The organism is Pseudarthrobacter phenanthrenivorans (assembly GCF_000813845.1).
Taxonomy (GTDB): Bacteria; Actinomycetota; Actinomycetes; order Actinomycetales; family Micrococcaceae; genus Arthrobacter; species Arthrobacter phenanthrenivorans_B.
In genome coordinates this window covers 39,979-63,677 of sequence record NZ_JWTB01000004.1, presented here as the reverse complement: position 1 = coordinate 63,677, position 23,699 = coordinate 39,979, and the positions used below count along the sequence as shown (strand labels likewise).

Sequence of the window (23,699 nt, the reverse complement as noted above, 5' to 3'; positions counted from 1 at the left end):
GAAGGAATTCGCATGAACCCGCATGGTGCAAGCGAAGGCTACAGGTACCCGCCCACGGAAGGCGCCCAGCCCGGAGCGGTTGATGTCATCAACGCCCTCCGCGAGTTCCGCACGTCAGAGACCGCCATGAGAAGGCGCACCCGATCGTCTGTCGCGATGGGGGAGACGGACCTCCTGGCCCTGCGCTACCTCATCGACGCCGACGCCGCCGGCACCGGAATCCGGCCCACGGAACTCGCTGCCCGCCTGGGGATCACCTCCGCCTCCATGACCAGCCTCGTTGACCGGCTCGTGGCCAATGGCTACGTCACCCGCGAACCTCACCCGTCCGACCGCCGCGCGGTCATCCTCCGGCCCACCCCGGGCGCCGACGAAGAGGTCCGGCACAACCTCAACCAGATGCATACCCGCATGCTTGAGGCTGCCGAATCGCTGTCCCAGGAGGAAATCCGGGCCGTGATGCACTTTCTGATGCGCATGCGTGAAGCAGTGGATGCGGTGAATTCCCCGGCCGGCGCTACTGTTCGGTAGACAAAGGCATAATCCTAGTTAGACTAGCTACATTGTTAGTTAACTACCGGATGGCGGATCGAATGACTGCAGTACTTGAACCTCAGGCGCCGGGACAGTCAACTCCCGCGGATACCTATGAAGTCCTCCCGCACCAGCCGGCAGTTGCCGCGGTGCTTCCTGAACCGGGCACGCCTTTCCACTGCGGCGTGGCAATGACCGAGTCTCCCATTCCCATCGCCTCACTGGGATGGGCGCCGCTGGAGCTGGGTTCGTCCGAGTGGTGCTGCGCCTGCGGCTACCGGATGGATGGTGGCCCGGCCGGCGATCCGCTCGAGGCCGTCCGCCTGGCGTCGGCCAGGGTGGAGAGCATTCAGTGGGAACTTGATACGGCGCAGGAGCGGTTTGGCACTGCCCTCCGGAACGCGTCACGGCTGGGCGCCGGCCAGGAGGCACTCAGTGAGGCCGCAGGCCTTAGTGCGGCGGAACTTCAGGAATTCCTGGCCGACGGCCAGAGGATCGTCTAACCCGAAAAATCAGGTAGGAGCGGGGCCTGCCTCAGGCAGGCCCCGCTTGGTGTCATGCTCCGCAAACCCTGAAGTGCAGCCATCCGTCTCTTCAGATGCAGCTGCACTTCGGGATATGGAGATGAAGTTCGAAAATTGTCGGCCGGCTCTGGCCCGAATCCTGGGCGCGGCGAGGGGCCGGAAAATGTTTTATGCGGCCAGGCTGGCTGCTGCCGGACGCGGATGTCGCCGGCCGGCCAGCACGCTGATGGTGCATGGCTGCTGGGCCGGATCGATCATGGCGGGCAGCTGCCTGGACTCGGAGGCGGAGCGGAGCATATCCAGCGCTTCCTCGTCCACCCAGGCTCCGGAAATATCGAGTTCCAGGTCCAGGCCCCCCTTGAGGGAGTTGGCGCGTTTTGCCACGACATACAGTGCGTTGATGCTATGGACGGTGATGTGCCCCTTTGCAATCACCTGGGCCTTGCTGTGATCCAGATCCACCCGTACTACGATGTGCAGCTTAGAGTTCAAGTTGTAAAGCCTTCCCCGGCATTGGCTGCGACGCTGCAGCTTCTTGCAATGGCCCGTTTGCATGAGCCTCCATTAGATTAGGCAACGAATGTGATGCACGCAACACGGTGATGTTTGTTACACCTGCGAAGACCGCTATCAGTTTCAGGAGCGCCGCATGACCATCCCGCCCGCCCATAAGCCGTCCGTCCTCTTTGTCTGCGTGCACAACGCCGGCAGGTCACAGATGGCCGCGGCATTCCTCACCTCCTTATCCAGGGGAGCGGTTGAGGTCCGCTCGGCCGGTTCCCAGCCCGCGGAGAAGGTGAATCCGGCCGCCGTCGAAGCCATGGCAGAGGTGGGTATCGACATGTCCGCTGAGGTGCCGAAGGTGCTGACCACCGAGGCGGTGAAAGAATCGGACGTGGTGATCACGATGGGATGCGGTGACGAGTGCCCGTTTTTCCCGGGCAAGCGTTACGAGGACTGGGTGCTGGAGGATCCGGCCGGCAAGGGCGTTGGCTCCGTCCGTCCGATCCGTGATGAGATCAAGGCACGCGTTGAACAACTGATCACCGAACTCCTGCCCGCGCAGCACGCGGACGCCCAGTAGTACCGCCACCGAAGGACACTCCATGAGCAAAGAACAGCTGATCATCATCGGCTCCGGCCCCTCCGGCTACACCGCCGCAATCTACGCCGCCCGCGCCGGCCTGAACCCCCTGGTCCTGGCAGGGTCCGTCACCGCCGGCGGTGCGCTGATGAACACCACCGAGGTGGAAAACTTCCCGGGTTTCCCCGGCGGCATCCAGGGCCCCGAGCTGATGGACGGGCTGCAGCAGCAGGCGGAAAAGTTCGGCGCGCGCATTGAGTACGACGACGCCACCTCGGTTGATCTGAAGGGTTCCGTTAAGCGTGTGGTCACCGGCGCCGGGGAGACTTACGAGGCACCCGCCGTCATCCTGGCCACCGGCTCCGCCTACAAGGAACTCGGGCTGCCGGAGGAGAAAAAGTTCAGCGGCCACGGCGTCTCCTGGTGCGCCACCTGCGACGGGTTCTTCTTCCGGGACCAGGACATCATTGTGGTGGGCGGCGGCGACTCCGCCATGGAAGAGGCAACCTTCCTGACCCGGTTCGGAAAGTCCGTGACCGTGGTGGTCCGCAAGGGTGAACTGCGCGCCTCCCGCATCATGGCCCAGCGCGCCAAGGACAACCCCAAGATCTCCTTCGCCTGGAACTCAGCCGTGACCGCAATCCACGGCGACGGCAAGGTCACCGGGGTCACCCTGACCGACACCCGCACCGGCGAAACCAGGCATCAGGGCGCCACCGGCATCTTCGTGGCCATCGGGCACCTGCCGCGCACCGAACTGGTGGCCGGCCAGGTGGATTTGGACGACGAAGGCTACATCAAGGTCGATGCACCCACCACGTGCACCAACCTGCCCGGTGTTTTTGCCTGCGGCGACGCCGTGGACCACCGCTACCGCCAGGCCATCACCGCCGCGGGAACCGGGTGTGCCGCCGCCCTCGACGCCGAGCGGTTCCTGGCAGCACTGGAAGATGCAGCAAGCATCGCTACCGCACTGGTGGAGGAGCCGACCCACAGCTAGAGAGGCTGCCCGGGCAACCTCGGCTGCCCGGGCAGTCCGCCGTGGTTCCTGTTGTCCTGCGCCGTTCCGGCGTCAGACGACTTCGGGAAGCCGTCCCGTTAATACTGAAACCGGAGCAGCCGACCAGCGCTCCCGCTCCGGCTCGTACGAGACCACCATGGATGTATCGCTCCCGTTCGCCTCGTCAATGGCCAGCAGCAAGGCGTCCTCCACATGCCTGGCATACTCCAGCCGCTCCGGCAGCGAACCCTGCAGCCCGCCGTCGTCGATCACTACGTGGCCCTTGCCGTCCACGATGACCTTGAGTGAAAACCCCTGGTCCTCATGAAGGGACCCGCGGGTGGATGATATTTCGGTGACCCGGTCTGCGCGGACCAGCCCGTTGCCCAGCGTGCGGATCCATACTTCACCCATGAATTGACCTCCCCTTGGATTGGGACGCGCTTCAGTGCCCCATAAGGCGAACGCTACTCCTCGCGGGCGCGTTTGTGACCCCCGTTTTTGCGGGCCCCAGGGTCTTTCGACTGCTTCGCAGGAACGGAATTTGGGCTATTGTGATGCCGACAGCCGACCGAGGGGGAGATAAGACAACTTTGGAGAAAGATATGTGGTCAAACCTTGATACCTACCTTTTTCCTCTCCAGGCCGGCACGGTATGTCCCTCAGGCACTTTTGAACTGGATGTCGCCACCGGGAAGATGAAATGGTCCGACGGGATGTTCGGCATCCACGGGCTGCGCCCGGGGGAAGTGGTTCCCACGTTCGAACTGCTGATGTCCCACAAACACCCACAGGACCGTGAACCGATCCTTGCCCTGTGGAAGAACCTGCTGCAGTCCGGAGGCCAGGGCGCCCTGCTGCACCGCATCATCGACGTGCGCGGAAGGGAGCGGCGCGTCTTCTCGGCCCTCCAGGCGGTGCCCGCAGCGTCCGGGCGCGTGGAGCAGGCGCGCGGATTCATGGTGGACGTAACCCAAAGCCTCCGCATCGAATCCCAGCAGGCAGCCACGGAGGCAATTGAGGGCGCCTACGCGCACAAGGCCGTGATTGAGCAGGCCAAGGGGATCATCATGGCGCTGCAGGGGGTTGAACCTCCGGCAGCCTTCGAGATGCTGGCCACCCGCAGCCAGCATGCCAACGTCAAGCTGCACATCGTGGCCGAGGAACTGGTGAACGCGGCAGTCAACGGCAAAGCCAGGGAAGTCCTGACGGGCTTCTGAGGAGGCCTCGTCGGCCGGTCCGGGCACCCGCCGGTTCCCGGAGTACCGGTTCCCAGGCGCGCTGCTGGGACCTTCGGCACTTCCGGCCCGGCTGCACCCAGGGCGACCCTGTTGGCATGGCGGACAGGACCTCGACCAGCCGGACGCGCGGCGGCAGCATCGGCTCCGCCGTGGTCAACGCCTTGCTGCTCTACGGCATCAACATCTGGCCGGGTTGGCGGATCGTGCCCTTCCTGACTGCGGACATGGACCGCGTGCTGGACCTCATCAACGCAACCCTGGTCGCAGGAATCGTGGTCAACCTGGTGTGCGCGGTCATCCGCTCCAGGGCCCTCCTGGCCCTCGGGAACCTGGTGTCGATAGGTATAGGCCTGGCGGCGCTGCTCCGGCTATGGGAGGTCTTCCCCTTCGATTTCGGCGGCAACTGGCCAGGCTGGCCGGTGCTGGTCCGGGTGTTCCTGGTGCTCGGAATCGCGGGCTCGATCATCGGCGCCATCGTTGAGCTGGTAAACCTCTTCCGTGCCTTGGCCGGGTTCGAGCCCAGGCCGCGCTAAGCCGGGCGCCTTTGGCCCTGGCCGCCGGGCGGCCGAGGATTTTCCCGCCGCGCGCCCGAGGACCTTCCCGCCGGGCAGCAATGGCCTTGTCCGGTGAGTCACACCCGACCCTGTGGAGCAAGGAGCCGGCCATAGGATAAATCTGATGACTTCCCCGGATGATCCCCAGCCCTTCAGCCTGCGCAGTATTGCCGTGGCCGCTTTCGGTCCCACGCTGCTTTTCGGAATCGGCCAGGGCGCCATCCTTCCGGTGGTGGCATTGTCCGCCCGCGGGCTGGGTGCTTCCGTGGCGGTGGCAGCACTGATCGTTACCCTCATTGGCCTGGGATCCTGGTTCTTCAACCTGCCGGCCTCCCTGGTGACCCTCCGTTTCGGTGAGCGCTGGTCCATTGTGGGGGCCGCCGTCGCAGCGGGCCTGGCCCTGGTGGCCGCTGCCACTGCTGCCCTGGCCCCGAACGGGCTGTGGCTGCTGGCCGTGGCGATGGCCGTCGTCGGAATGTCCGGTGCCGTGTTCGGCCTGGCCCGGCAGAAGTACCTGACGGAGGCCGTGCCCGTGGCGTTCCGGGCCCGGGCGCTGTCCACGCTTGGCGGCGTCAACCGCATCGGCGTCTTCATCGGCCCGTTCGCGGGGGCTGCCGTGATGCAGTTCTTCGGGCTGGCCGGTGCCTACTGGGTGGGCGTGGTGGCCATGGCGGCCGCCGCTTTGCTCTCCCTCACCATCCCTGACCTCGCGGCGCCGGATGGCCAGCCCGGCAGGGGTGCCGGCCCCCAGCCGACGCTCCGGAGCGTGGCGGTCTCGCACGCCGGGGTGTTCCTTTCGCTGGGCGTAGGCATCCTGCTGCTGAGCGCCCTCCGCTCCTCCCGCCAGGTGGTGATTCCACTCTGGGCCGACCACCTGGGCATGGATGCTACGTCCGCGTCCCTGGTCTACGGGCTGTCCGGTGCCATCGACATGCTGGTGTTCTATCCCGCCGGGAAGCTGATGGACCGCAAGGGGCGGCAGTGGGTGGCGGTGCCATCGACCCTCCTCATGGGGACGGCGCTGCTGCTGATTCCGCTCACCGGGTCCTTCATGGGGCTCCTGATGGCGGCGCTGCTGATCGGGTTCGGCAACGGCATCAGCTCCGGGCTGGTGATGACACTCGGCGCCGACTTCTCACCGGACCGCGGCCGCGGCCAGTTCCTGGGCCTGTGGCGCTTCATGGCGGATGCCGGCTCAACCGGGGGACCGGTGCTGCTCTCCGGGGTGACGGCGCTCGCCTCGCTTGGCCCGGGGATCTCGGCCACCGGCCTCCTGGGGTTCGCGGCGGCGGCCGTGTTCGCCGTCGTAATTCCCCGCCTGAAGCACCGCCGGAACTACTGACGCCCGCAAGTCAGGGCAAGTGGGCCAGGCCGGCGCAGGCGTCCCACAGGCGCTTGCGGGCCTGCGGGTCCGATCCCATGCCCGGCGTACCAAGCTCCCCGCGTTTCGCCCAGAGCTTCCCGGATACTCCCGCTGTTTCGCTTGATGTCGCCAGCCAGAGGGCGGTGTCTGCCGCTTCTTCTGCCGGTGCACCGAAGAGGTTGGTGAGCAGACGGAACGGGCCGCCAACGTCCTTGAGGAGTGACGTGTTCTTGGCCAGCCCCGGATGGACGGCGTTGGCCACCACGCCTGAGCCCCGCAGGCGTTCGGCAAACTCCTGCGTGAGGAGAACGCGGGCGAGCATGGTGGGTGGTGTGGAACGAAGGTAGCTGTACCGGCCCTTGGCGGTCTGGAGGTCGTCGAAGTTGACTCTGGTGTTGCCGTACTTTGATGCGATGTTCACGATCCGGGCCGTGCCTGCCACCGCCGCGGCGTTCCTGAGCGCGTCAAGCATCAGGTTGGTGAGCAGGAAGTATGCCATGACGTTGGTGGCAAACGTCAGTTCCAGCCCGTCCGGCGTTACCTGGCGCTCCTTACGGAACACTCCGGCCGAGTTCACCAGGACATCGAGCCTGCCGTGGCGTGAGAGGAAGTCAGCCGCCGCGGCGTGGATCGAGGACTGGCCCGACAGGTCGCAGGCCAGTGGCTCCAGGAGGGCGGAAGGGAGGACGCGCTGAATGGCGCTCGCTGCCGCCTCCGCGCGGGCGGGTGAGCGGCCAACTACGACGACCAGTGCGCCTTCGCGTGCGAGACCGGTTGCCACAGCCTGACCCAGGCCGCTCGCCGCGCCTGTCACCATCGCCACGGTGCCATCCATGGATGCCATGCTAGTCCCCTTGGCGAACCGGGTCAGCGAACGATCTTGAAGTTGAACGCGGGGGTGCCCAGTGCGCCCCAGAGGCGAAGCCAGACGGGGAGGAGCATTTCCGTGCCACGGGCGGTGGAGATGTCACCGAGGTCGATGACGTCCTCGTGGCCAAAATCCTTCAACAGCCCCGTGACGGTGTGCTTGGCGTCAGCGTCGTTTCCTGAGACGAAGACGGTGCTGCTCCCGGGAAGCGTACCCGGCCGTGCCATGAGGTCGGCGTTGAGGGTGTTGAGCGACTTCACCACGCGGGCGCCGGCGAATTCGCGTTGAATCTGTTCACCGAGCGAATCGGTGTCTTTGACGAAGAGGGTCGGGGGCATTCCCTGGCTGAAGTCCAGCGGGTTGGCGATGTCCAAGATGACCTTTGCCGTCGAGGTTTTCGCGGCCCGCCTGCGCCAGGACATCCAGGGAGGCGCTGCCATTGGTGGCGTTGACGATGAGCTCTGCCCCGCTGGCGGCGCCGGCGTAGCTGGCCAGTGTGATGCCGGGGTTGGCTGCGGCCCAGTCGGCGAAGGGTTCGGTGCCCATGGCGCCGGGCTCCGTGCGGGCCAGTGTGGCTTCGGGGCTGCGGGTACCAATGGTCACCGCGTGTCCGAGCTCTGCCAACCGCGCGCCAAGGGTGCGGCCTACAATGCCGGTTCCGAGGACGGCAATCTTCATGGTGGTTTCCTATCTGCTGGTGGGCGCCGCCGCATGTGACGGAACGTTCACAAGTTTGTGACGGATCGATCCGTCTGTCAAACTTGGAGACAGGACATGTGGTCTTGAACGTGGAAGGTGGGTTGTCCGTGGCACGCAAGAGCGGCGAGGAGAACCGGCGCAATGTGCTTGAGGTAGCCACGCGGCTGTTCTACCAGCGGGGGATCCGTGCGGTGGGAATGGATACCGTGGTCAAGGAGTGCGGGGTGGGGAACGCCACCATCTACCGTCAGTTCCCCACCAAGGACGCCCTCGCTACGGCATATGTACAGGGGCGTGCGGATGCGTGGTTTGAGCGGATGTGGCAGGTAGCCGACGAATGCAACGAACCCCGGGAAAAGCTCATGGCCGTCTTTCGGGTTTTAGCGGAGGACACCGCGGGCGCCACTTACCGCGGGTGCCCGATGCTGAATACGAACACGGAGTTCCCGGAGGGAAACCATCCGGCGCACCTGGTGGCCGTGGGACACAAGCAGCAAGTTCGGGACTGGTTCCAGTCCCTTGCAGCCGAGGCTGGAGTGCGTGATCCGGATGAGCTGGCCGAAGAGTTGCTCATCGTCCTTAACGGGGCCTACGCCACGGGCGCGGTTCTCGACGGCGCCCTCTACGGCAAGCGCGCCCTGAATCTTGCCCGGCGCCTCGTCGATGACGCCTGCGCGGGGCTCTAACTGGCGGAAGCCTGCAGGGTCTGGCCGTGGCTTGACGTGCCGCTGGTGGTGTTCGCAGGAAGTGTCGCAGGGGCGCGTTATCCTCAACACATGAGTGACCCTGGCGCAGACCTCCGCATCAGTCCACTGCAGAAAGCCGTGTGGTGGGCGCAGGACTATGTGTACGCCGCGGCCTGGCAGGTGCGCGGATTCCTGTCGCGCGTGCAGCCGGGGTCGTTCCGCAACGGAACCCGCGCCCCCGTGGTGATCATTCCCGGCGTCTACGAAAACTGGCAGTTCATGATGCCGCTCATCCAGGTGATCCACGACGCCGGACATCCGGTGCACGTGGTCACCGTCCTGCAGCGCAACAAGCTGAAGGTGCCCGACGCCGCCCGCCTGGTGGCCCAGCACCTGGAGGAAGCCGGGCTGCGCGATGCCATCCTGGTGGCACACAGCAAGGGCGGCCTGATCGGCAAATACACCATGCTGCAGCTGGATCCCGGGCACCGGATCGACCGGATGATCGCCGTCTGCGCCCCGTTTTCCGGTTCCCGCTATGCCCGGTACATGCTGCTGCCCAGCCTGCGGATCTTCTCGCCGCGGAACGCCCTGACCCTCCAGATGTCCCGCGAGTTGGCCATCAACGGCCGCATCACGTCCATCTACGGGCCCTTCGATCCGCACATTCCGGAGGGGAGCGTGCTGCCCGGCGCCACCAACATTGAACTGCCCGTGGCGGGGCACTTCAAAATCCTGGGCGATCCCGAGACGGCGAGGATCATTGTGGAGCAGCTGAACCTTCCGGCCTGACCGCGTCCGCCGCCTGCGTGGCCTCTGGTGCTGCCGGTGTCCGGGAGGCAATGTGCTGCGCGATGAACGCCGCGTCGGCTCCCACGCCGTGGACCATGGAGGATGCCAGCGACTGCTGGAAAGTGGCGCCCAGGAAGAACAGCCCAGGCTGCGCCGCGGCCACGCCCCGGTGCTGATCCGGCTGCCCGTCCCGGCCAAACACCGGCAGCTGGATCCAGTCCAGGTCCGGCCCGAACCCTGTGCACCACACGACGTTGGAGACCTCGAGGGTCCTGCCGTCCGCAAGCACCGGCCACCCGTCCCGGGCGCTTTCCGTCCGGGGGACGCGTTCGACGCCGGCGCGCACCAGATCCCGGTTCTTCACCCTGACCAGTGGTCCACTGTGCGCAAGGATCTGTGGGCGGGCTTTCCTGCCCAGGGGCGTGTTGAGCGTCAGGAGGTGCGAGAAGGCGAAGAAGACAGCCAGCGTGAGGGGCCTGGCGGCCGCGGCGTCGATGGGCCAGGGGATTTCCCCCGGGTGCCGGCCGGAAAGGTAGGTCTTATGGATGGGGGCAAGCTCGAGGGCGATATCCGCGCCCGAGTTGCCGGCCCCGACCACCAGGACCGGGCCCGGAGCGAGGTCCCTGGGGTTCCTGTAGCTCCCCGCGGTCAATTGGCGGAGGTCCGGGCTGAGCTGCCGCGCGAACTCGGGCACCTTGGGTTTCCGGTCCCAGCCCGGAGCCACCACCACGTTGTCCGCCTCGAACACCACGCCGTCAGCCTGGACGACGAAGGCGCGCCCGTTGTGGCTGAGGCTGGTGACGCGGACGCCGTGCCGCACCGGCAGCCTGAGCCGGTCCGCATACCCGGCCAGGTAATCGGCAAACTCTTCGCGGGCTGGGTACGACCACTGCGGCGCCGGGTAGCGGCTGCCGGGGAGGGCGTCATAGCGCGCCGGAGTGAACAGCCTCAGGGAGTCCCAGCGCGTCCGCCAGCTGTCCCCGGTCCTGGCATTTTCATCCAGGATGAGGAAGGGACGCTTCAGGCGGGACAGGTGGTAGCCCATGGCCAGACCGGCCTGGCCGCCGCCGATCACCACGGTGTCGAAGTGTTCTGACATGATGGCCTGCCCTTCTGCCCTTCTGCCCGTCGCCGCTGCGCCGCGTCTCCGGAGTACTGCTAGAATTCGTCCGAAGTGTATTCGGATGAATTAAGGCTAGGTCCGGCAATGAACGAAGTCAATGCCCCGGCACGCCGCTACCACTCGCCCCGGCGCAAGGAACAGGCAGCAGCAACCCGGGACGCCGTCCTGGCTGCCGCGCGCGGGTTGTTCGTGGGGGAGGGGTACCGTTCCACCACCGTGGCGGCCATCGCGCGGCAGGCCGGGGTCGCCGTCGACACTATCTATGCCACCATCGGGCGCAAGCCGGACCTGTTGCGGGAAGTGGTGGAAGCGGCCATTTCAGGGACCGGCCAGGCAGTGCCGGCGGAGCGCCGCGACTACGTCCTCCGCGTGCGGGATGCCGCGGATGCGGGCGAAAAGATCCGGATCTATGCCGAGGCCCTGGCCGGTATCCAGCCCCGCCTGGCGCCGGTCTATGTGGCGCTGCGGGATGCCGCCGGCACCGATCCCGATTGTGCCGCGCTGTGGCGCGAGATCTCCGACCGGCGTGCGGCCAACATGCGCCGGTTCGTGGACGAGCTGGCCGCCACCGGGGAGCTCCGGCCGGACCGCCCGGCCGCCGAGCTCGCCGACGCGGTGTGGAGCATGAACGGGCCGGAGTACTGGGTCCTGCTGGTGGACCAGCGCGGCTGGAGTCCCGACCAGTTTGCGGCATGGCTGGCCGACGCCTGGTGCCGGCTGCTGCTCCGTACGGTCCCGGCGCCGGACAGCGGCACGTGATCACGGCCCCGCTTCCTTGGGGACTGCTTCCTTCCGGGCGTGCGGGTCAGGATGTGGACGGGCCCAGGTGGCCGGCATGGTGCTCGCCTGTTAATGCGTGGCGGGGTTCCTTTAGTTCCACGAAGAGGCAGTGGGTTGGGGTTGAGCCGATGTTCGTTCCGGAGTGCTCCTGTGCATCCAGCCAGCGGGCCTGCCCTGGCTGCAGCTCCACGTCGGCCTCCCGGTCTCCGGAACGCAGCCTGCGGGCGAAGGAACTCAGTGTCACCATCACGCTGTCCGGGTGGGAATGGGTGCCGGTGCTGTCACCGGGGCCGTCCGTGTACTCCAGGACGCGGACCCGCTCATTTTCGAAGACGAGCCGGTAATGCTGCGGATTGACTGCAATGGGATCGGCCACGGTAAACCCCTCACGTGCTTCATGGGACGTGCGTACCATAACGGTACGTAGGTATCATAAAACCTGTGTCCGGACACCACAATGAGAAATATTTGCTGAGCGGGAGGATCAGGCAAAAGTCGCGTACCCGCGAGGCCCTGGTCGGCGTCCTGCGGGACCAACTTGAAGCCGGGCGTGATCCGTCAGTGGCGGAAGTGGCGGCGATCGCCGGCATCTCCCGGACCACTGCCTACCGGTACTTTCCGGACAAGGAGGCGCTCCTGCACGCCGCGCTCCCCGAAACCGGAGCCGGCTCGCTGCTTGGTGAGGACCCGCCGTCGGACGTTCATGCCCGCCTTGCACGCACCCTGGACGCCCACTTCGAGTTCATCCGGGCCTGGGAACCACAGCTGCGCGCCGCATTGCGGCTGTCCCTCACGCCCGGCACCTCACGCCCCACGCTTCGCGGCGGCCGCGCCATCGCCTGGTACCGGGATGCCCTGTCCCCGCTGGAGTCAGCACAACCGGGCTGCGACACCGCCGCCCTTGCCGTCAGGCTGCGCTCTGTCGCCGGCATCGAACCCTACGTGTGGCTGCGGGACGTCGCGGGGCTGCCTCCTGGACAGGCGTTCGACGTGATGCGCGCCAACGCCCTGGCCGTCCTCGGTGCCGCCCTTGCAGGACAGTGACAGCCGGCACGGCCGGGACAGTAAAAGCGCAGGTCAACGGCCAGTTGAAATTTCAAATACCTTGAGCATTTGTTGACTCTTTACCCCCTCACTTCCTGAGCTTGGCCATGCAGTGTTGTCCCCAGCTAGACCACACCACACCAACAAAGTCTGAGGGGACATCATGAAGAACAGCACGCTGATCAAGGGAACCGCAGCCATCGCCGTAGGTGCCGCACTGCTGCTGGGCGGCGGCGGAACGCTGGCCAACTGGAACGCCGAGGCAACCGCAGCTCCCGGCACCATCGTTTCCGGCGACCTGAACGTCGCGAAGACCGCCGCCGGCGTCTGGAAGGACCGCACCGGTGCCACGATTGACATCACCACCTACAAGGTGGTCCCCGGTGACAAGCTCACCTTCACCCAGGACCTCACCGTGACCCTCGTCGGAGACAAGATGGCCGCCAACGTTGCCACCACCGGCATCACCGCCACCAACGGTTTCACCCCGGCCAACGTATCCGTGAGTGCTCCTGCACTCACTCTGGGCGGCACTGCCGTCGCCAACCCGCTGAAGGCCACGGGGTCCGCCCAGACGGTCACGGCGACCATCACCTTCGAGTTCCTCTCCACCACCACCGGCCGCGCGGACACCAGCGTGAGCTACAACTTCAACAACGTGGCATTCCAGCTGACCCAGGTAACCCAGCCCGGCCTTTCCTGATCACCGAGGGCGGGTGGCTGCTGACCAGCCACCCGCCCAAGGCAACCACAGCGGACCAGGACCAGGAGGAGACCATGCGCATCAAGCGCAGACTGCAGGCGGCTGCGCTGGCTGCCGCGGCAGTGCTCCTGGGCCTGTTAACGGTGCAGGGAACGTACGCGTTGTGGAGTGCATCGGCAGCCGCCTCGCCGGGAACTGTGTCCTCGGCGTCGTTCGATACGGCGCTGACAGCGGTGAACACGGGCCAGACGACGACGATGACACTCGCGGACGGGACGGCAGCCACGCTCACGCTGTCTCCCGCAGGGACCCTCGGTCCCGGCACTTCCGTTTACGGCGGCGTCGTGGTCATCAACACAACCAACGCCGGCGGCCAGTTCAACACGGCGATCACGGCCAGCCAGCCCAGCATCGCAAACGTCAATGGCGGAACCCTCGCCGGCTACGTCAGCGTCAACGCCAAGAACGCAACGTCCTCGGCGGAGTGCAGCACCGCCACCGGCTTTGCGCCGGTGGGTACGGTCGGGCTCGTCTCGCCGACGGTTGCCAAGGGCCGGACCACCGTCTTCTGCTTCCAGGTCAGCCTCAGCTCCAGCGCCCCATCCACAGTGAAAGGACAGGCAGTGAACATCTCGCTCCAACTCACCGCACGTCAACTTTGCGGGGTGCCCAGTGGCTGCTGACCTGACCGAACGACTCCTGGGTGGTGGCACCGATCCTGGGAACCGCGGGGAAACGCCGGCAACCACTCCGCGGCCGGGACATATACGCCGCGGTGCCTGGGCCGTCGTCGGACGTCTTGCCAGCATGGCCGTCATGCTGGCAGCACTGTTTGCCGCCCTGGTGCTCATCGTGGTGCCGGTGGCGACCGGCTCGCAGACCTATACGGTCCTGACCAACTCCATGGCCCAGAAGTTTCCACCAGGAACCTTCATGGTGATGAAGCCGGCACCGTTCGAGGACCTCAAGTACGGCGACGTCATCACCTTCCAGCTGTACTCCGGAAAGCCCGAGGTGGAAACGCACCGGATCGTCGGCTTCGGCTCCACCCAGGCGGGCGAGAAGACGCTGATCACCAAGGGCGACAACAACGGCGCCAACGACCCCAACCCGGTGCGCGCCATCCAGGTCAAGGGCAAGCTGTTCTACGCCGTCCCGTATGTAGGCTTCGTAGCGAATTTCCTGGGCAACTCGGACCGCGGAATGTGGACGGTCGTCGCGGCCGTCGCGCTGATCGGGTACGGAGCCATCACCGTCTACACGTCGGTGCGCAAAGCCCGGAAGCCGCACGACGCGCCGGGCCCTGGGGTGGGATAGATGGAGAGGATCCATAACCTTCCCGGCGCAGGCCTGGCCCTCGGCGCGTTCGTGCTCACGGTGCTGCTGGGCATTGGCGGGGCGTCGGCCTCGGCACTCTGGCAACAGAGCGCGACGGCGACCATGACCGTCACGGCATCGGGCACCTGGCCCACGGCCGGGTTCTCGAACTTCACCTGCACCAACGACAGTCCGCAGAAAGTGGCCACGCTGACAGCGGCCGGATCGAGGGCGCCCACCACCCTGACCTACGCTGCGCTCCAGGCCAACGGAACCTACGGGCCGTCCTACACCGAATCCGTGAGCCTTGGAACGACAAGCACCATCACCCTGACGATCACCTCGCAGATCGTGCTGGCCAACCGGACAACAACGCCGCTGACCATCCGTGTCACGGCAACCTACCCGGACCAGAGCCAAAGCACGGCCACGGCAAAAGTGGCGCTGGAGCAGGGCAACAACAGCGACAAGGTCACCTGCCTGTCCACCGCTTTCTAACCGGCCCTGGACCGCCAGCTCGGTGGAAGAAGGTGCCGCTGCAAAACCCCCCACGCAGCGGCACCGCCTCCCGCCGAGCTGGAGCAGCGACGCGGACATTCACCACCGATACGCAGCCTTGTTTCCGCCACGGTTATCCGGGCCGCGCAGGGGAAGATGCGGGTCGAAAGAGGAGATGCGCGTCGCGGAGGGTGACCCGCGCCGAAGGTGGCACGGCCCCGGGACGGATCTGCCGCCGTCGTACCCAATGCCCGTGTCCGGCACCAGCCCACCGGCCTGCCGTCCGTACACTGGCACCATGTCATGCCGAATCAGTGAACTTGTCCTGAACTGCGCCGACCCCGAACTGCTGGCCCGGTTCTGGAGTGACGTGCTGGGTTACGTGGAGCTCGACCGGGAGGACGGGGCGATCGAAATCGGGCCGCCGGACGCGGGATTCGGCGGACTGCAGCCCACGATCATCCTGAGCCCCAGCACCAATCCGCGGGTGGGAAGGCTTCCGCTGCACATCGACGTCAACCCGGTGGACCGCGACCAGGACGCCGAGCTGGAACGCCTGCTGGGTCTCGGGGCACGGCCCGCGGATGTGGGGCAGGCCGGCGGCGAGCAATGGCACGTGCTGCAGGACCCGGAAGGAAACGAGTTCTGCCTGCTGCGCAAGCGGCTGGACGCCCTGTAACCAGGTCCTGACGGCGCCTTGGAACCTGCGCCTTAAACTGCAACGCTCCCTCGGGGACGAGGGAGCGCGAACAGGGGTGTGCCTGGCGGCGCCCACTTCAAAACGCCGGCCAAGCACTTGCCACTATGCCTGGGGCGGCTCAAGCTTAGGGGGTCGAATTCCTCAAGGTTTCCTCAAGAGTCGTCCGCCGGCCGGTGTTCCATGCTAGGGCATGCCGTGCATGGCCTGAAGGCCCTACCGCCTGGGTATGTCCCGCCGTCGCGCGGCGAAGGCGAACAGGGAAGTGGTGGCAACGGTGGCCAGGTAGCCCGCGATCACAATCAGGGAGATCCCGGCCCAGAAGTAGTTGGTGGTACTGCTTTCCTGCCACGGGCTGGGCGCGATCCGGACCAGCGAATATACCGCCACCCCGGCGGAGGCGAGTCCGATCAGCACCGGCAGCGTGAGCCAGATCCGGGCCGAGCCGATGTGCCCGCCGAACCCGTCCCACTCGTTCCACGATCCGCGGCGCAGGATCAGCCACCCGGCCGGGATCATGAACGCGCCCACCAACAGGAACGCGGCCACCACGTCGGCAGGCCGGTGCCATTGGTTGATCAGCGTCGACACCCCGGAGGCGATGGCAAAGGTGCCGCCAACGAAACCGGCCATCGGGCGCCAGCGCGGTGATGCCATGAGGAACACGGCGGCGGCCGCGGACGCCGCGAGTGTGGTGTGGCCGGAGGGCAGCGAATTCAGTTCCAGCGTCAGCACGCCTTTATCCGGACGTGCCGGCAGCAGGTCCTTCAGGACCTGGGTGGCTATGTTGGCGCCGACGCACGCGGCCACGGCGATCCCGGCCTCGGCCCAGTGCCGCCGGATCACGGTCACAAACAGGACCACGACGGCGGCCATCACCAGTGAGATGGTGGGCAGCCAGTCGAGGAACCGGGTGGCGGCCTTGCCGGCGGGGCCATGGATCTCCACAGCCTCCACCAGCGCGGACTCGTCAATGAACTGTCCCGTGGTGGTCTGGACGAAGAAGTAGTAGGTGGCAACGAGTCCGGCAATGCAGGCCAGGGTGGACAGCACGAACAGGAAGGCCGAGCCCGGAGCGGGCCGGGCAGGAGTCCTGGTGGATAGTTGCCGTGAAGAAGTCATCGCGGTTAAGGGTGACACAGAAAGCTGGAAGGCCGCTCAGGCGGCGGGTTTGACCGGGTCGAGCCGGGGGATCGCTGCCGCCGCCACCAGCAGGGCCAGCGCGCCGAGCCCGAAAGGCAACGCGGTTGCCGTGGCGATGCCGCCCACCAGCAACGGGCCGCCGGCGTCGCCCAGTTCGCGTCCCAGCTCGGCCGAGCCCATGGTCCGGCCCATCCGCTCGGGTGGCGTGGTGTCGGCAAGGTGCGCGAAGCCCAGGGGAGTGACAGCACCGATTCCGGTGCCCACCAGTGCCGCCGCAACGAAAATGGTGACCACGCCCGGCGCAGCCGCCACCAAACCCACGCCTGCAGCGATCAGCAGCAGGCCCGCCGTCGTACCCTTGTTGTCCGTGACCGCGTGCCGGTCCCGCAACCTGCCGATCCACGGCTGGGTCAGCACCGAGCCGAGCGCCACCACGCTCACCGCCGCCGTACCGGCAAGGGCGTCCAGGCCATGGCGGGTGGCCAGCGCCGGAAGGAAGCCGACGGCGGCACCCAGCGCGCCGGTGGAGGCGGCCAGGACCAGCGTGGGCACCAGGAAACGGCGCTCGCCCACCTGCCGCGCCAGGTCCATCACCGTGTACCGCTTCCGCGGCAGCGGCACCAGGTGCGGCACCGACACCAGCACCCACACCGCAGTCACCGCGGCGAGCACGGACAGCGCGCCGAAGAGCAGGGGAAAGCCGCCCGCCAGGATCAGGCCGGCACCCAGTGGCGGCCCGATGATGTAGCCCAGGCTCTTCCAGGATCCGTAGCGGCCAAAGTAGGTGCCGGCCTTGCCGCCGCGGGCCATCCTGGCCACCATGGCGGACGACGCCGGTGAAAAGGCCGAGGCCGCGGCGCCCTGTCCCAGCCGGGCGAGGGCAAGGACCAGGGGGTCCGCCGCGCCAAGGCCGATCAGTGACAGGGCGGCAAAGGCGGCCAGGCCGCCGACCACCACGGGTTTGGCGCCAATACGGTCGCTGAGCGCGCCGAAGACCGGCTTCAGGAAGACCTCGGCGACGTCGTAGAGGGCCAGCAGGATGCCGAGGTTCAGCAGGCTCAGGCCGATGTTGCCGCTCTCCGCGCCCAGGCCCGCCGCGATGCTGTGCGCGCCGAAGGCGGTGACGAACCCTGCGGCATAAAGCGGTGCCGAGGACCCGCGGGTTGCCTGCTCGCTGGGCACGGGTTTGTCAGGGCTCATACGGGGGACTTTAGTACCTTCACAAACTTGTGAAAACTTCGAAGACTTGAGGCATGAACAGCGTTGTCCACACGGCGAACCTGCACAAGCACTTTGGAAAGGTCAGGGCCCTGGACGGACTCGACCTCGACGTCCGGCGCGGTGAAATCCACGGCTTCCTGGGCCCCAACGGCGCCGGAAAGTCCACCACCCTCCGAATCCTGCTCGGCCTGGCCAAGGCGACCTCCGGGTCCGCCACCGTCCTGGGCCTCGAGCCCTGGACCCAGGCCGTGGAACTCCACCGGCGCCTGGCCTACGTTCCCGGTGACGTCCGGCTGTGGCCGAACCTGTCGGGCGGCGAAACCATCGACCTGCTGTCGCGGCTGCGCGGCGGTACGGCCGACGGCGAAGCGTACCGCCGCCGGAAGGACCGCCTGTGCCAGGTGTTCGACTTCGACCCCGCCAAGAAGGGGCGTGCCTACTCCAAGGGCAACCGGCAGAAGGTGGCGCTGATCGCGGCCCTTGCCACCGAGGCCGAGCTCTACCTCCTGGACGAGCCCACCAGCGGGCTTGACCCGCTCATGGAGGAGGTCTTCCGGCGCGAGCTGCTCGCCGCCGTCGAACGCGGCGCCACCGTGCTCCTCTCCAGCCACATCCTGTCCGAGGTGGAGGTGCTCTGCCACCGGGTGAGCATCATCCGCGCCGGCAGGATTGTCGACGGCGGCACGCTGGATTCGCTGCGGCACCTCACCAGGTCGGAGGTGTCCTTTGCGGCGGACGGGCTGGACCCCGACGCCCTGGCCCGCCTGGGCGTCGTACACGACCTGACGGTCGACGCCGGCCGGGTCAGGTTCAGCGCCGACTCGGACCGGATCGCCGAGGTGCTGCCCGCCTTGGGCGCCCTGGGTGTGCAGGGCCTGACAATCGTCCCGCCGTCGCTGGAGGAACTGTTCCTGCGGCACTATGGCGACGCCTCCGCGGCGTCCGGGGCCGTGGATCCCGCTGAGGACGGCGGCCGGGCGGCCCGCCGCCACCTTCTCGGGGCGAGGGGGCGCAGCTGACATGGGAGTCCTCCTGGTCCTCTGGGGTCAGCGGCTGCGCCGGGACCGCTGGCAGCTCCTGAGCTGGGTGGTGGCCATCGGCGCGTTTGCGGTGTTCGCGGCGGCTGCCGTCTCCCAGACCTACGGCAACGTGGCCAGCCGGACCGAAATCCTTCAGGTGGCCATTGCCACCCCGGCCATCCTGCTGCTGCGCGGCCTGCCCCGCGGGGCGGACCAGGGCGCGTTCACGTTCTTCCTGATCTACGCCTTCCTCGCCCTGCTGGCGGGCCTGATGAGTACGTTCCTGGCGGTACGCCATTCCCGTGCCGACGAGGAAAGCGGCGGCGCGGAACTGGTGGCCGCCACGCCGGCCGGCCGCCTGCTGCCGTCCGCCGCCACCCTGCTGCACGGGACCACGGCGAACCTCCTCGTGGCGATCGCGGTGTCCGCCGGGTTCGCGGCCCAAGGCCTGGACCCGCAGGGTTCCCTGATCGCGGGCGCCGCAACGGGCGCCGTCGGCTTCGCCTTCATTGGCGTCGGGCTGCTGGTGGCCCAGTTCATGGGGACCTCCCGCGGTGCGAACGGCGTGTCTGCTGCCCTGGTTGTCCTTGCCTATCTGCTGCGCGGCATCGGCGATGCCACCGGCACGCCCGGCCCGGACGGGACCACCATGACCGAGGGGGCGGCCAGCTGGTTCTCGCCCATCGGATGGGGCCAGCAGACCTATGCCTACACAGGAGACCGCGGCTGGCCGCTGCTGTTGCCGGTGGCACTGGGTGCCGGCAGCATCGCCGCCGCCTGGCTCATCCTCCGCAGCCGGGACAGCGGCGCCAGCATCTGGGGTGCCCGGCCGGGACGCGCGGCCGCCCGCCGCGGACTTGGAAGTCCGGTGGCCCTCGCCCTCCGGCTGCAGTCCGGATCGATCATCGGCTGGGGTTTCAGCGGGTTGGCCTTGGGGCTGCTGGCGGGCTCGCTGGGAAAGGCAATTGCCGCCGTCGACACCCCGGACACCAACATCACCGCCGTCATGCGGGCCATGCTCCAGGCGCAGGGGGTCTCGCTCACCCAGCTCATGGTCTCGGTGCTTTTCTCCATGGCCGGCGTCCTGGCCGCGGCCTGCGCGCTGCAGGCGGTGATCCGGATGCGGCAGGAGGAGGCGGCCGGAACAGCCGAACTCCTGCTCTCGGTTCCGGTCGGCCGGGTCCGGTGGCTGGCCGGCTACCTGTTGCTGGGCGCGGCGGCCGTGGTGCTGGTGGTGGGCCTGACGGGGGTGGGTGCCTGGGCCACGCTTAACGGTTCCGGGGACCAGTCCATGCCGGCAGATGCGCTGTGGCAGACCGCCCTGGCCCAGCTGCCGGCCGCACTGATCTACCTCGCCGTTCCCGCGCTGGTCTTCGTCCTGTGGCCGGCGGCGGCCATCGGGACCAGCTGGGCACTGCTGGCCCTGGGCGTGCTGCTGGGCATCTTCGGCGGCATGCTGGGCATCGACCAAAGCCTGCGCGACCTGTCGCCGTTCACCCACACGCCCGTGCCGCACGGGGACGCCACGGATTGGAGCGGGGCGTGGTGGATGCTGGCCATCGCCCTCCTGGCCGGGGCGCTGGCAGTTGCGGCGATGCGCCGGCGGGAGGTGGGTTCGGCATGAGCACCGGTGCCCGGGTGGAGGCCGTGGCCCCTCCTTCAACGGACGGCTATCCTGCTGCTGCTGCTTCTGCCGCCGCTGCCGCCGCTGCCGCTGCCGAGCGGACGGCAGCCGCTTTCGCCGCAGCCGGGTTTCCGAAGATGCCCGCCCGTGCGCTGCTGGCCCTGGTGTCCTCCGAGCAGGGGAGCCTGACCGCCGCGGAACTGTCCGAGCGGCTGGGGGCCAGTGCTGCGGCGGTGTCGGGGGCCGTGCGGTACCTGCAGACCGTGGGTTTCGTCCACCGGGTGTCGCAGCCAGGAAGCCGCCGCGACCTCTACGCCCTGCACGAGGACGAGTGGTACGTGGTGTCCATGCGGAACAGCCCGGTATACGAAAAGCTCGCGGCCCTGACCGATGCCACCGCCGAAGCGCTGCCCGAGGGGTCGGCCGCGCGGGCCCGGGTGGCGGAGATGGCAAGGTTCTACCGGTTCCTCAAATCCCGAATGCCGGCGCTGCTGGACGACTGGGAGCGGGAGCGGGCCACGGAGGCAGGACAGTGACCATCATCGACAACGCGGTCTACGTCAACGGCGTCCGGACGGAGGACCCGGAAGACCTTGATGAGACGTACTTCCTGCTCCGCCAGCGCGAGGGGATGGCGTGGATTGGGCTGTACCGGCCGGACGCCGGGGAACTCCAGTCCGTGGGCGAGGAGTTCGACCTGAATGCCCTTGCCGTGGAGGACGCCCTTGCCGGCCACCAGCGGGCCAAGCTGGAGCACTACGGCGAGTGCCTGTTCCTGGTGCTGAGGCCGGCACGGTACCGGGATGACGAGGAAAAGGTGGACTTCGGCGAGATCCACGTTTTCGTCGGCGATGAGTACGTGGTGACTGTACGGCACGCCGAGTCCCCGGACCTCGCCAAGGTCCGGCGGAGGATGGAGTCCATGCCGGAGTTCCTGGCCCTCGGGCCCGACGCCGTGCTCTACGGAATCCTCGACCAGGTGGTGGACGAATACGAGCCGGTGGTGGCCGGCCTCGAGAACGACATTGATGAGATCGAGGACGACCTCTTTGGCGCCGACCCGGACGTCTCCCGCCGCATCTACGAACTGTCCCGGCAGGTCATCACGTTCCAGCGGGCCACCAGCCCGCTGGCCGGTATCCTGCAGGCCCTGATGGCCGGTGCTCCGGACCGTGGTGAAGCCACCGAGCTTCGGGACCACTACCGGGACGTCCTGGACCACGTCCTCCGGCTCAATGAGCGCGTGGCCTCCTTCCGGGCCCTGCTCCAGAACGCGCTCGCCGTCAACGCTGCCCTGGTGGCCCAACGCCAAAACGACGAGATGCAGCGGATGACCGAGTCCAGCTTCGAACAGAACGAGCAGGTCAAGCGCATTTCCTCCTGGGCGGCCATCCTGTTCGCCCCCACCCTGGTGGCATCCATCTACGGCATGAACTTCGCCAATATGCCCGAGCTGTCCTGGACCTACGGCTACCCCTACGCCCTGGGGCTGATGGTGGCCATGGGCCTTGTCCTCTACCTGGCGTTCAAGCACAACAAATGGATCTAGGTTGTCCACATAGCGCAGGTGCCCGGGCGGCCTGTTCCGGCGGCGCCGGTACAGTGAATCCATGCCTGCCCCCGATTCCCGCATCCCCCCGTTGGACGAACTGCTGGCGGGCGCCTTCGTGGTCAGCCTGCCCATGCGGGTGAAGTTCCGCGGCATCATGCAGCGGGAATCCCTCCTGCTCCGCGGCCCCCTGGGCTGGGGCGAGTTTTGCCCGTTCCCGGAGTACGGCGACGCCGAGGCCTCCCGCTGGCTGGCCGCCGCCATTGAGGCGGGGTGGCAGGGTTTTCCGGCCCCGCTGCGTTCCGTGGTGCCGGTGAACGCCACGGTTCCGGCCGTTTCCGCCGACCGGGTGCCGGACGTGCTGGCACGGTTCGGCCGGGTGGACGCCGTCAAGGTCAAGGTGGCGGAGCAGGGGCAGTCGCTAAACGACGACGTCGCCCGGCTGCGGGCGGTCCGCTCCGCGCTGCCGGAGGCTGCCGTACGCGTGGATGCCAATGGAGGGTGGGACGTACCGGGGGCGGTTGAGGCGCTGACGCGGCTCGCGCCGATAGGACTGGAGTACGCGGAGCAGCCCGTGCCCACCATCGAGGGCCTGGCCGAGGTCCGGGCCCGGCTGCGGGATGCCGGGACTCCCGTGCTGATCGCGGCGGATGAGAGCGTCCGGAAGGAAACCGACCCCCTCCGCGTTGCCCGCGCCGGCGCGGCGGACTTGATCGTGGTTAAGGTGGCGCCGCTTGGGGGAGTGCGGCGTGCCCTGGACATCGTGGCACAGGCCGGACTTCCCGCCGTCGTCAGCTCCGCCCTGGACACCTCCGTGGGCATCCGCGCTGGCCTGGCGCTCGCCGCCGCCCTGCCGGACCTGCCCTACGCCTGCGGCCTGGGGACGGTGTCGCTGTTCGAATCGGACATCACCCTGGACCCGCTGGTGGCCGACGACGGTGGCATCCGGCTCCGCGACGCCGCCGCCGACGCCGGGCTGCTGGAGCGGTTCGCGGCGCCGCCCGAACGCCGGGACTGGTGGCTGGCCCGGCTCCGCCGCGTCCACGCCCTCCTCACCAGCTGACACGCGCGCTCAGCGATACCACCGGGCAGTAGGGTGGCTGTGTGCGCGGGGTGAATCTGACAGTGCGGATCGGGTGGCTCTGCCTCGCTGCCGTCAGCGTGGGCATCCTGGTGTTCGGTGTGGTGGTTGCCCTGTTTCCGCCGGACGGGGATGCGGGTGTGTACCGTGCGGACGGGCTGGCCTCTGCGGGACTGGGTCTGTTCGGTATGTTAATCGTGCTGGTGCCGTACCGGCGGCGCGAGCGGTGGGCCTGGTATGCACTCTGGTTCTATCCGTTCTTTTGGGTGGTGCATCTGATCGGGAACCTCCCGCCAAGCGATGACCACGTCCACCAAGTGCTCTTCATAGCGCTCTCGCTGCTCGGGCTCCTACTGCCGGTCCGCGCCTTCTTCCCGCCTAAACCGTCGATTGCTGCGTAATTGTCGTTGTGGGGCTCCACAACGACAACTACGCAGCAGTCGATGAGGGACTGGGCAATGTTCCTGCGGGTCACGGGCAGTTCACCGGAACTTCATCCAATCGATGGGGTTCCGTAGGAAGCGGCTGGAAGGGTGGGTGGGCACCCCAGTGAGA

At 67.4% G+C, this 23,699-nt stretch carries 31 protein-coding genes; 22 read left to right on the top strand and 9 right to left on the bottom strand.

Annotated elements, in window-relative coordinates:
• The first annotated feature begins 12 nt into the window (after positions 1-12).
• Complete coding sequence (locus RM50_RS01560; protein ID WP_043449232.1) at positions 13-531, top strand: MarR family winged helix-turn-helix transcriptional regulator; 519 nt, start codon at positions 13-15, stop codon at positions 529-531.
• Between the two features lie 62 nt (positions 532-593).
• Complete coding sequence (locus RM50_RS21020; RefSeq protein ID WP_240471800.1) at positions 594-1,037, top strand: hypothetical protein; 444 nt, start codon at positions 594-596, stop codon at positions 1,035-1,037.
• 189 nt (positions 1,038-1,226) lie between these two features.
• On the opposite strand, the gene RM50_RS01550 is transcribed toward RM50_RS21020, so the two are convergent.
• The gene (locus RM50_RS01550; protein WP_043449229.1) at positions 1,227-1,550 is read right to left on the bottom strand and encodes a hypothetical protein; all 324 of its coding nucleotides are present in this window, start codon (positions 1,548-1,550) and stop codon (positions 1,227-1,229) included.
• 157 nt (positions 1,551-1,707) lie between these two features.
• On the opposite strand from RM50_RS01550, the gene RM50_RS01545 reads away from it, so the two are divergent.
• Together RM50_RS01545 and trxB are read left to right on the top strand one after the other, a co-directional pair.
• Positions 1,708-2,142, top strand: coding sequence for an arsenate reductase ArsC (locus RM50_RS01545; RefSeq protein ID WP_043449226.1), 435 nt, complete (start codon positions 1,708-1,710; stop codon positions 2,140-2,142).
• 22 nt (positions 2,143-2,164) lie between these two features.
• Positions 2,165-3,142: a thioredoxin-disulfide reductase gene (gene trxB, locus RM50_RS01540; RefSeq protein ID WP_043449223.1), complete on the top strand. Its 978-nt coding sequence runs from the start codon at positions 2,165-2,167 to the stop codon at positions 3,140-3,142.
• Between the two features lie 72 nt (positions 3,143-3,214).
• Here the strand turns inward: trxB and RM50_RS01535 are convergent, their stop codons facing one another.
• A complete protein-coding gene (locus tag RM50_RS01535; protein ID WP_043449220.1) occupies positions 3,215-3,556 on the bottom strand; it encodes a hypothetical protein in 342 nt (113 codons plus the stop codon).
• Between the two features lie 284 nt (positions 3,557-3,840).
• Here RM50_RS01535 and RM50_RS01530 point away from each other — a divergent pair, with 284 nt between their 5' ends.
• The 3 genes from RM50_RS01530 to RM50_RS01520 all read left to right on the top strand — a co-directional run bounded on the left by RM50_RS01530 (position 3,841) and on the right by RM50_RS01520 (position 6,279).
• The gene (locus RM50_RS01530) at positions 3,841-4,362 is read left to right on the top strand and encodes a PAS and ANTAR domain-containing protein (protein ID WP_240471799.1); all 522 of its coding nucleotides are present in this window, start codon (positions 3,841-3,843) and stop codon (positions 4,360-4,362) included.
• 116 nt (positions 4,363-4,478) lie between these two features.
• Positions 4,479-4,916: a hypothetical protein gene (locus tag RM50_RS01525; protein WP_043449218.1), complete on the top strand. Its 438-nt coding sequence runs from the start codon at positions 4,479-4,481 to the stop codon at positions 4,914-4,916.
• Positions 4,917-5,061: 145 nt separating this feature from the next.
• A complete protein-coding gene (locus RM50_RS01520; protein WP_043449215.1) occupies positions 5,062-6,279 on the top strand; it encodes an MFS transporter in 1,218 nt (405 codons plus the stop codon).
• Between the two features lie 10 nt (positions 6,280-6,289).
• Here the strand turns inward: RM50_RS01520 and RM50_RS01515 are convergent, their stop codons facing one another.
• From RM50_RS01515 to RM50_RS21200, 3 genes are read right to left on the bottom strand one after another with little or no spacing between them, the layout of a single operon-like run.
• Complete coding sequence (locus RM50_RS01515) at positions 6,290-7,144, bottom strand: SDR family NAD(P)-dependent oxidoreductase (RefSeq protein ID WP_240471798.1); 855 nt, start codon at positions 7,142-7,144, stop codon at positions 6,290-6,292.
• Between the two features lie 23 nt (positions 7,145-7,167).
• On the bottom strand, positions 7,168-7,506 hold the full coding sequence (locus tag RM50_RS21205; protein WP_346421897.1) for an NADPH-dependent F420 reductase: 339 nt from the start codon (positions 7,504-7,506) through the stop codon (positions 7,168-7,170).
• The gene (locus tag RM50_RS21200; RefSeq protein WP_346421896.1) at positions 7,463-7,846 is read right to left on the bottom strand and encodes an NAD(P)-binding domain-containing protein; all 384 of its coding nucleotides are present in this window, start codon (positions 7,844-7,846) and stop codon (positions 7,463-7,465) included. Before RM50_RS21200 ends, RM50_RS21205 begins: the two co-directional genes overlap by 44 nt.
• A 128-nt stretch (positions 7,847-7,974) precedes the next feature.
• Between RM50_RS21200 and RM50_RS01505 the strand changes: the two genes are divergently transcribed.
• Positions 7,975-8,553: a TetR/AcrR family transcriptional regulator gene (locus RM50_RS01505; RefSeq protein ID WP_043449356.1), complete on the top strand. Its 579-nt coding sequence runs from the start codon at positions 7,975-7,977 to the stop codon at positions 8,551-8,553.
• Positions 8,554-8,643: 90 nt separating this feature from the next.
• Positions 8,644-9,345, top strand: coding sequence for an esterase/lipase family protein (locus RM50_RS01500; RefSeq protein WP_043449212.1), 702 nt, complete (start codon positions 8,644-8,646; stop codon positions 9,343-9,345).
• Here the strand turns inward: RM50_RS01500 and RM50_RS01495 are convergent.
• Positions 9,314-10,444 carry a flavin-containing monooxygenase gene (locus RM50_RS01495; RefSeq protein ID WP_043449210.1) on the bottom strand — a complete coding sequence of 377 codons (1,131 nt, stop codon included), beginning with the start codon at positions 10,442-10,444 and terminating at the stop codon, positions 9,314-9,316. The two genes, RM50_RS01500 and RM50_RS01495, sit on opposite strands and share 32 nt — an antisense overlap.
• Before the next feature lie 108 nt (positions 10,445-10,552).
• Here RM50_RS01495 and RM50_RS01490 point away from each other — a divergent pair, with 108 nt between their 5' ends.
• A complete protein-coding gene (locus tag RM50_RS01490) occupies positions 10,553-11,227 on the top strand; it encodes a TetR/AcrR family transcriptional regulator (protein WP_043449208.1) in 675 nt (224 codons plus the stop codon).
• A gap of 46 nt (positions 11,228-11,273) precedes the next feature.
• Here RM50_RS01490 and RM50_RS01485 read toward each other — a convergent pair whose 3' ends face one another.
• Positions 11,274-11,624: a hypothetical protein gene (locus RM50_RS01485; protein ID WP_043449354.1), complete on the bottom strand. Its 351-nt coding sequence runs from the start codon at positions 11,622-11,624 to the stop codon at positions 11,274-11,276.
• Between the two features lie 92 nt (positions 11,625-11,716).
• On the opposite strand from RM50_RS01485, the gene RM50_RS01480 reads away from it, so the two are divergent.
• The 6 genes from RM50_RS01480 (at position 11,717) to RM50_RS01455 (ending at position 15,489) form a co-directional block, all read left to right on the top strand.
• A complete protein-coding gene (locus RM50_RS01480) occupies positions 11,717-12,292 on the top strand; it encodes a TetR/AcrR family transcriptional regulator (RefSeq protein ID WP_043449206.1) in 576 nt (191 codons plus the stop codon).
• Positions 12,293-12,455: 163 nt separating this feature from the next.
• Positions 12,456-12,995 (top strand): alternate-type signal peptide domain-containing protein, encoded by a 540-nt coding sequence (locus RM50_RS01475; RefSeq protein WP_043449204.1) that lies wholly within the window; start codon positions 12,456-12,458, stop codon positions 12,993-12,995.
• 74 nt (positions 12,996-13,069) lie between these two features.
• Complete coding sequence (locus RM50_RS01470; protein ID WP_043449202.1) at positions 13,070-13,678, top strand: hypothetical protein; 609 nt, start codon at positions 13,070-13,072, stop codon at positions 13,676-13,678.
• Positions 13,679-13,811: 133 nt separating this feature from the next.
• The gene (locus RM50_RS01465; RefSeq protein ID WP_346421895.1) at positions 13,812-14,312 is read left to right on the top strand and encodes a signal peptidase I; all 501 of its coding nucleotides are present in this window, start codon (positions 13,812-13,814) and stop codon (positions 14,310-14,312) included.
• Positions 14,313-14,810 (top strand): hypothetical protein, encoded by a 498-nt coding sequence (locus tag RM50_RS01460; RefSeq protein WP_043449197.1) that lies wholly within the window; start codon positions 14,313-14,315, stop codon positions 14,808-14,810.
• Between the two features lie 298 nt (positions 14,811-15,108).
• The gene (locus RM50_RS01455) at positions 15,109-15,489 is read left to right on the top strand and encodes a VOC family protein (protein WP_043449352.1); all 381 of its coding nucleotides are present in this window, start codon (positions 15,109-15,111) and stop codon (positions 15,487-15,489) included.
• Between the two features lie 234 nt (positions 15,490-15,723).
• On the opposite strand, the gene RM50_RS01450 is transcribed toward RM50_RS01455, so the two are convergent.
• Positions 15,724-16,629, bottom strand: a complete 906-nt coding sequence (locus tag RM50_RS01450) for a phosphatase PAP2 family protein (RefSeq protein ID WP_043449193.1) — start codon at positions 16,627-16,629, stop codon at positions 15,724-15,726.
• A 36-nt stretch (positions 16,630-16,665) separates the two neighbouring features.
• Complete coding sequence (locus RM50_RS01445; protein WP_043449190.1) at positions 16,666-17,850, bottom strand: MFS transporter; 1,185 nt, start codon at positions 17,848-17,850, stop codon at positions 16,666-16,668.
• A gap of 53 nt (positions 17,851-17,903) precedes the next feature.
• Here RM50_RS01445 and RM50_RS01440 point away from each other — a divergent pair, with 53 nt between their 5' ends.
• From RM50_RS01440 to RM50_RS01415, 6 genes are all read left to right on the top strand, one after another.
• Positions 17,904-18,890, top strand: a complete 987-nt coding sequence (locus tag RM50_RS01440) for an ABC transporter ATP-binding protein (RefSeq protein WP_043449188.1) — start codon at positions 17,904-17,906, stop codon at positions 18,888-18,890.
• A 1-nt stretch (position 18,891) separates the two neighbouring features.
• Positions 18,892-20,514: an ABC transporter permease gene (locus tag RM50_RS01435; protein WP_043449184.1), complete on the top strand. Its 1,623-nt coding sequence runs from the start codon at positions 18,892-18,894 to the stop codon at positions 20,512-20,514.
• A complete protein-coding gene (locus tag RM50_RS01430) occupies positions 20,511-21,050 on the top strand; it encodes a GbsR/MarR family transcriptional regulator (protein WP_240471790.1) in 540 nt (179 codons plus the stop codon). Before RM50_RS01435 ends, RM50_RS01430 begins: the two co-directional genes overlap by 4 nt.
• On the top strand, positions 21,047-22,063 hold the full coding sequence (locus RM50_RS01425) for a magnesium and cobalt transport protein CorA (protein WP_043449181.1): 1,017 nt from the start codon (positions 21,047-21,049) through the stop codon (positions 22,061-22,063). The genes RM50_RS01430 and RM50_RS01425 overlap by 4 nt, the downstream gene beginning before the upstream one ends.
• A gap of 61 nt (positions 22,064-22,124) precedes the next feature.
• The gene (locus RM50_RS01420; RefSeq protein ID WP_043449178.1) at positions 22,125-23,126 is read left to right on the top strand and encodes an o-succinylbenzoate synthase; all 1,002 of its coding nucleotides are present in this window, start codon (positions 22,125-22,127) and stop codon (positions 23,124-23,126) included.
• A 41-nt stretch (positions 23,127-23,167) separates the two neighbouring features.
• Positions 23,168-23,545: a hypothetical protein gene (locus tag RM50_RS01415; protein WP_205622210.1), complete on the top strand. Its 378-nt coding sequence runs from the start codon at positions 23,168-23,170 to the stop codon at positions 23,543-23,545.
• Positions 23,546-23,699 lie beyond the last annotated feature (154 nt).

Coding starts and splice junctions, on each gene's coding strand:
- RM50_RS01445 (WP_043449190.1), bottom strand. CDS start 17,850: ATGAGCCCTGACAAACCCGTGCCCAGCGAGCAGGCAACCCGCGGGTCC.
- RM50_RS01470 (WP_043449202.1), top strand. CDS start 13,070: ATGCGCATCAAGCGCAGACTGCAGGCGGCTGCGCTGGCTGCCGCGGCA.
- RM50_RS01525 (WP_043449218.1), top strand. CDS start 4,479: ATGGCGGACAGGACCTCGACCAGCCGGACGCGCGGCGGCAGCATCGGC.
- RM50_RS21205 (WP_346421897.1), bottom strand. CDS start 7,506: ATGCCCCCGACCCTCTTCGTCAAAGACACCGATTCGCTCGGTGAACAG.
- RM50_RS01535 (WP_043449220.1), bottom strand. CDS start 3,556: ATGGGTGAAGTATGGATCCGCACGCTGGGCAACGGGCTGGTCCGCGCA.
- RM50_RS01495 (WP_043449210.1), bottom strand. CDS start 10,444: ATGTCAGAACACTTCGACACCGTGGTGATCGGCGGCGGCCAGGCCGGT.
- RM50_RS21200 (WP_346421896.1), bottom strand. CDS start 7,846: ATGAAGATTGCCGTCCTCGGAACCGGCATTGTAGGCCGCACCCTTGGC.
- RM50_RS01515 (WP_240471798.1), bottom strand. CDS start 7,144: ATGGCATCCATGGATGGCACCGTGGCGATGGTGACAGGCGCGGCGAGC.
- RM50_RS01455 (WP_043449352.1), top strand. CDS start 15,109: ATGTCATGCCGAATCAGTGAACTTGTCCTGAACTGCGCCGACCCCGAA.
- RM50_RS01490 (WP_043449208.1), top strand. CDS start 10,553: ATGAACGAAGTCAATGCCCCGGCACGCCGCTACCACTCGCCCCGGCGC.
- RM50_RS01430 (WP_240471790.1), top strand. CDS start 20,511: ATGAGCACCGGTGCCCGGGTGGAGGCCGTGGCCCCTCCTTCAACGGAC.
- RM50_RS01500 (WP_043449212.1), top strand. CDS start 8,644: ATGAGTGACCCTGGCGCAGACCTCCGCATCAGTCCACTGCAGAAAGCC.
- RM50_RS01545 (WP_043449226.1), top strand. CDS start 1,708: ATGACCATCCCGCCCGCCCATAAGCCGTCCGTCCTCTTTGTCTGCGTG.
- RM50_RS01440 (WP_043449188.1), top strand. CDS start 17,904: ATGAACAGCGTTGTCCACACGGCGAACCTGCACAAGCACTTTGGAAAG.
- RM50_RS01475 (WP_043449204.1), top strand. CDS start 12,456: ATGAAGAACAGCACGCTGATCAAGGGAACCGCAGCCATCGCCGTAGGT.
- RM50_RS01465 (WP_346421895.1), top strand. CDS start 13,812: ATGCTGGCAGCACTGTTTGCCGCCCTGGTGCTCATCGTGGTGCCGGTG.
- RM50_RS01450 (WP_043449193.1), bottom strand. CDS start 16,629: ATGACTTCTTCACGGCAACTATCCACCAGGACTCCTGCCCGGCCCGCT.
- RM50_RS01560 (WP_043449232.1), top strand. CDS start 13: ATGAACCCGCATGGTGCAAGCGAAGGCTACAGGTACCCGCCCACGGAA.
- RM50_RS01520 (WP_043449215.1), top strand. CDS start 5,062: ATGACTTCCCCGGATGATCCCCAGCCCTTCAGCCTGCGCAGTATTGCC.
- RM50_RS01435 (WP_043449184.1), top strand. CDS start 18,892: ATGGGAGTCCTCCTGGTCCTCTGGGGTCAGCGGCTGCGCCGGGACCGC.
- RM50_RS01420 (WP_043449178.1), top strand. CDS start 22,125: ATGCCTGCCCCCGATTCCCGCATCCCCCCGTTGGACGAACTGCTGGCG.
- RM50_RS21020 (WP_240471800.1), top strand. CDS start 594: ATGACTGCAGTACTTGAACCTCAGGCGCCGGGACAGTCAACTCCCGCG.
- trxB (WP_043449223.1), top strand. CDS start 2,165: ATGAGCAAAGAACAGCTGATCATCATCGGCTCCGGCCCCTCCGGCTAC.
- RM50_RS01460 (WP_043449197.1), top strand. CDS start 14,313: ATGGAGAGGATCCATAACCTTCCCGGCGCAGGCCTGGCCCTCGGCGCG.
- RM50_RS01530 (WP_240471799.1), top strand. CDS start 3,841: ATGAAATGGTCCGACGGGATGTTCGGCATCCACGGGCTGCGCCCGGGG.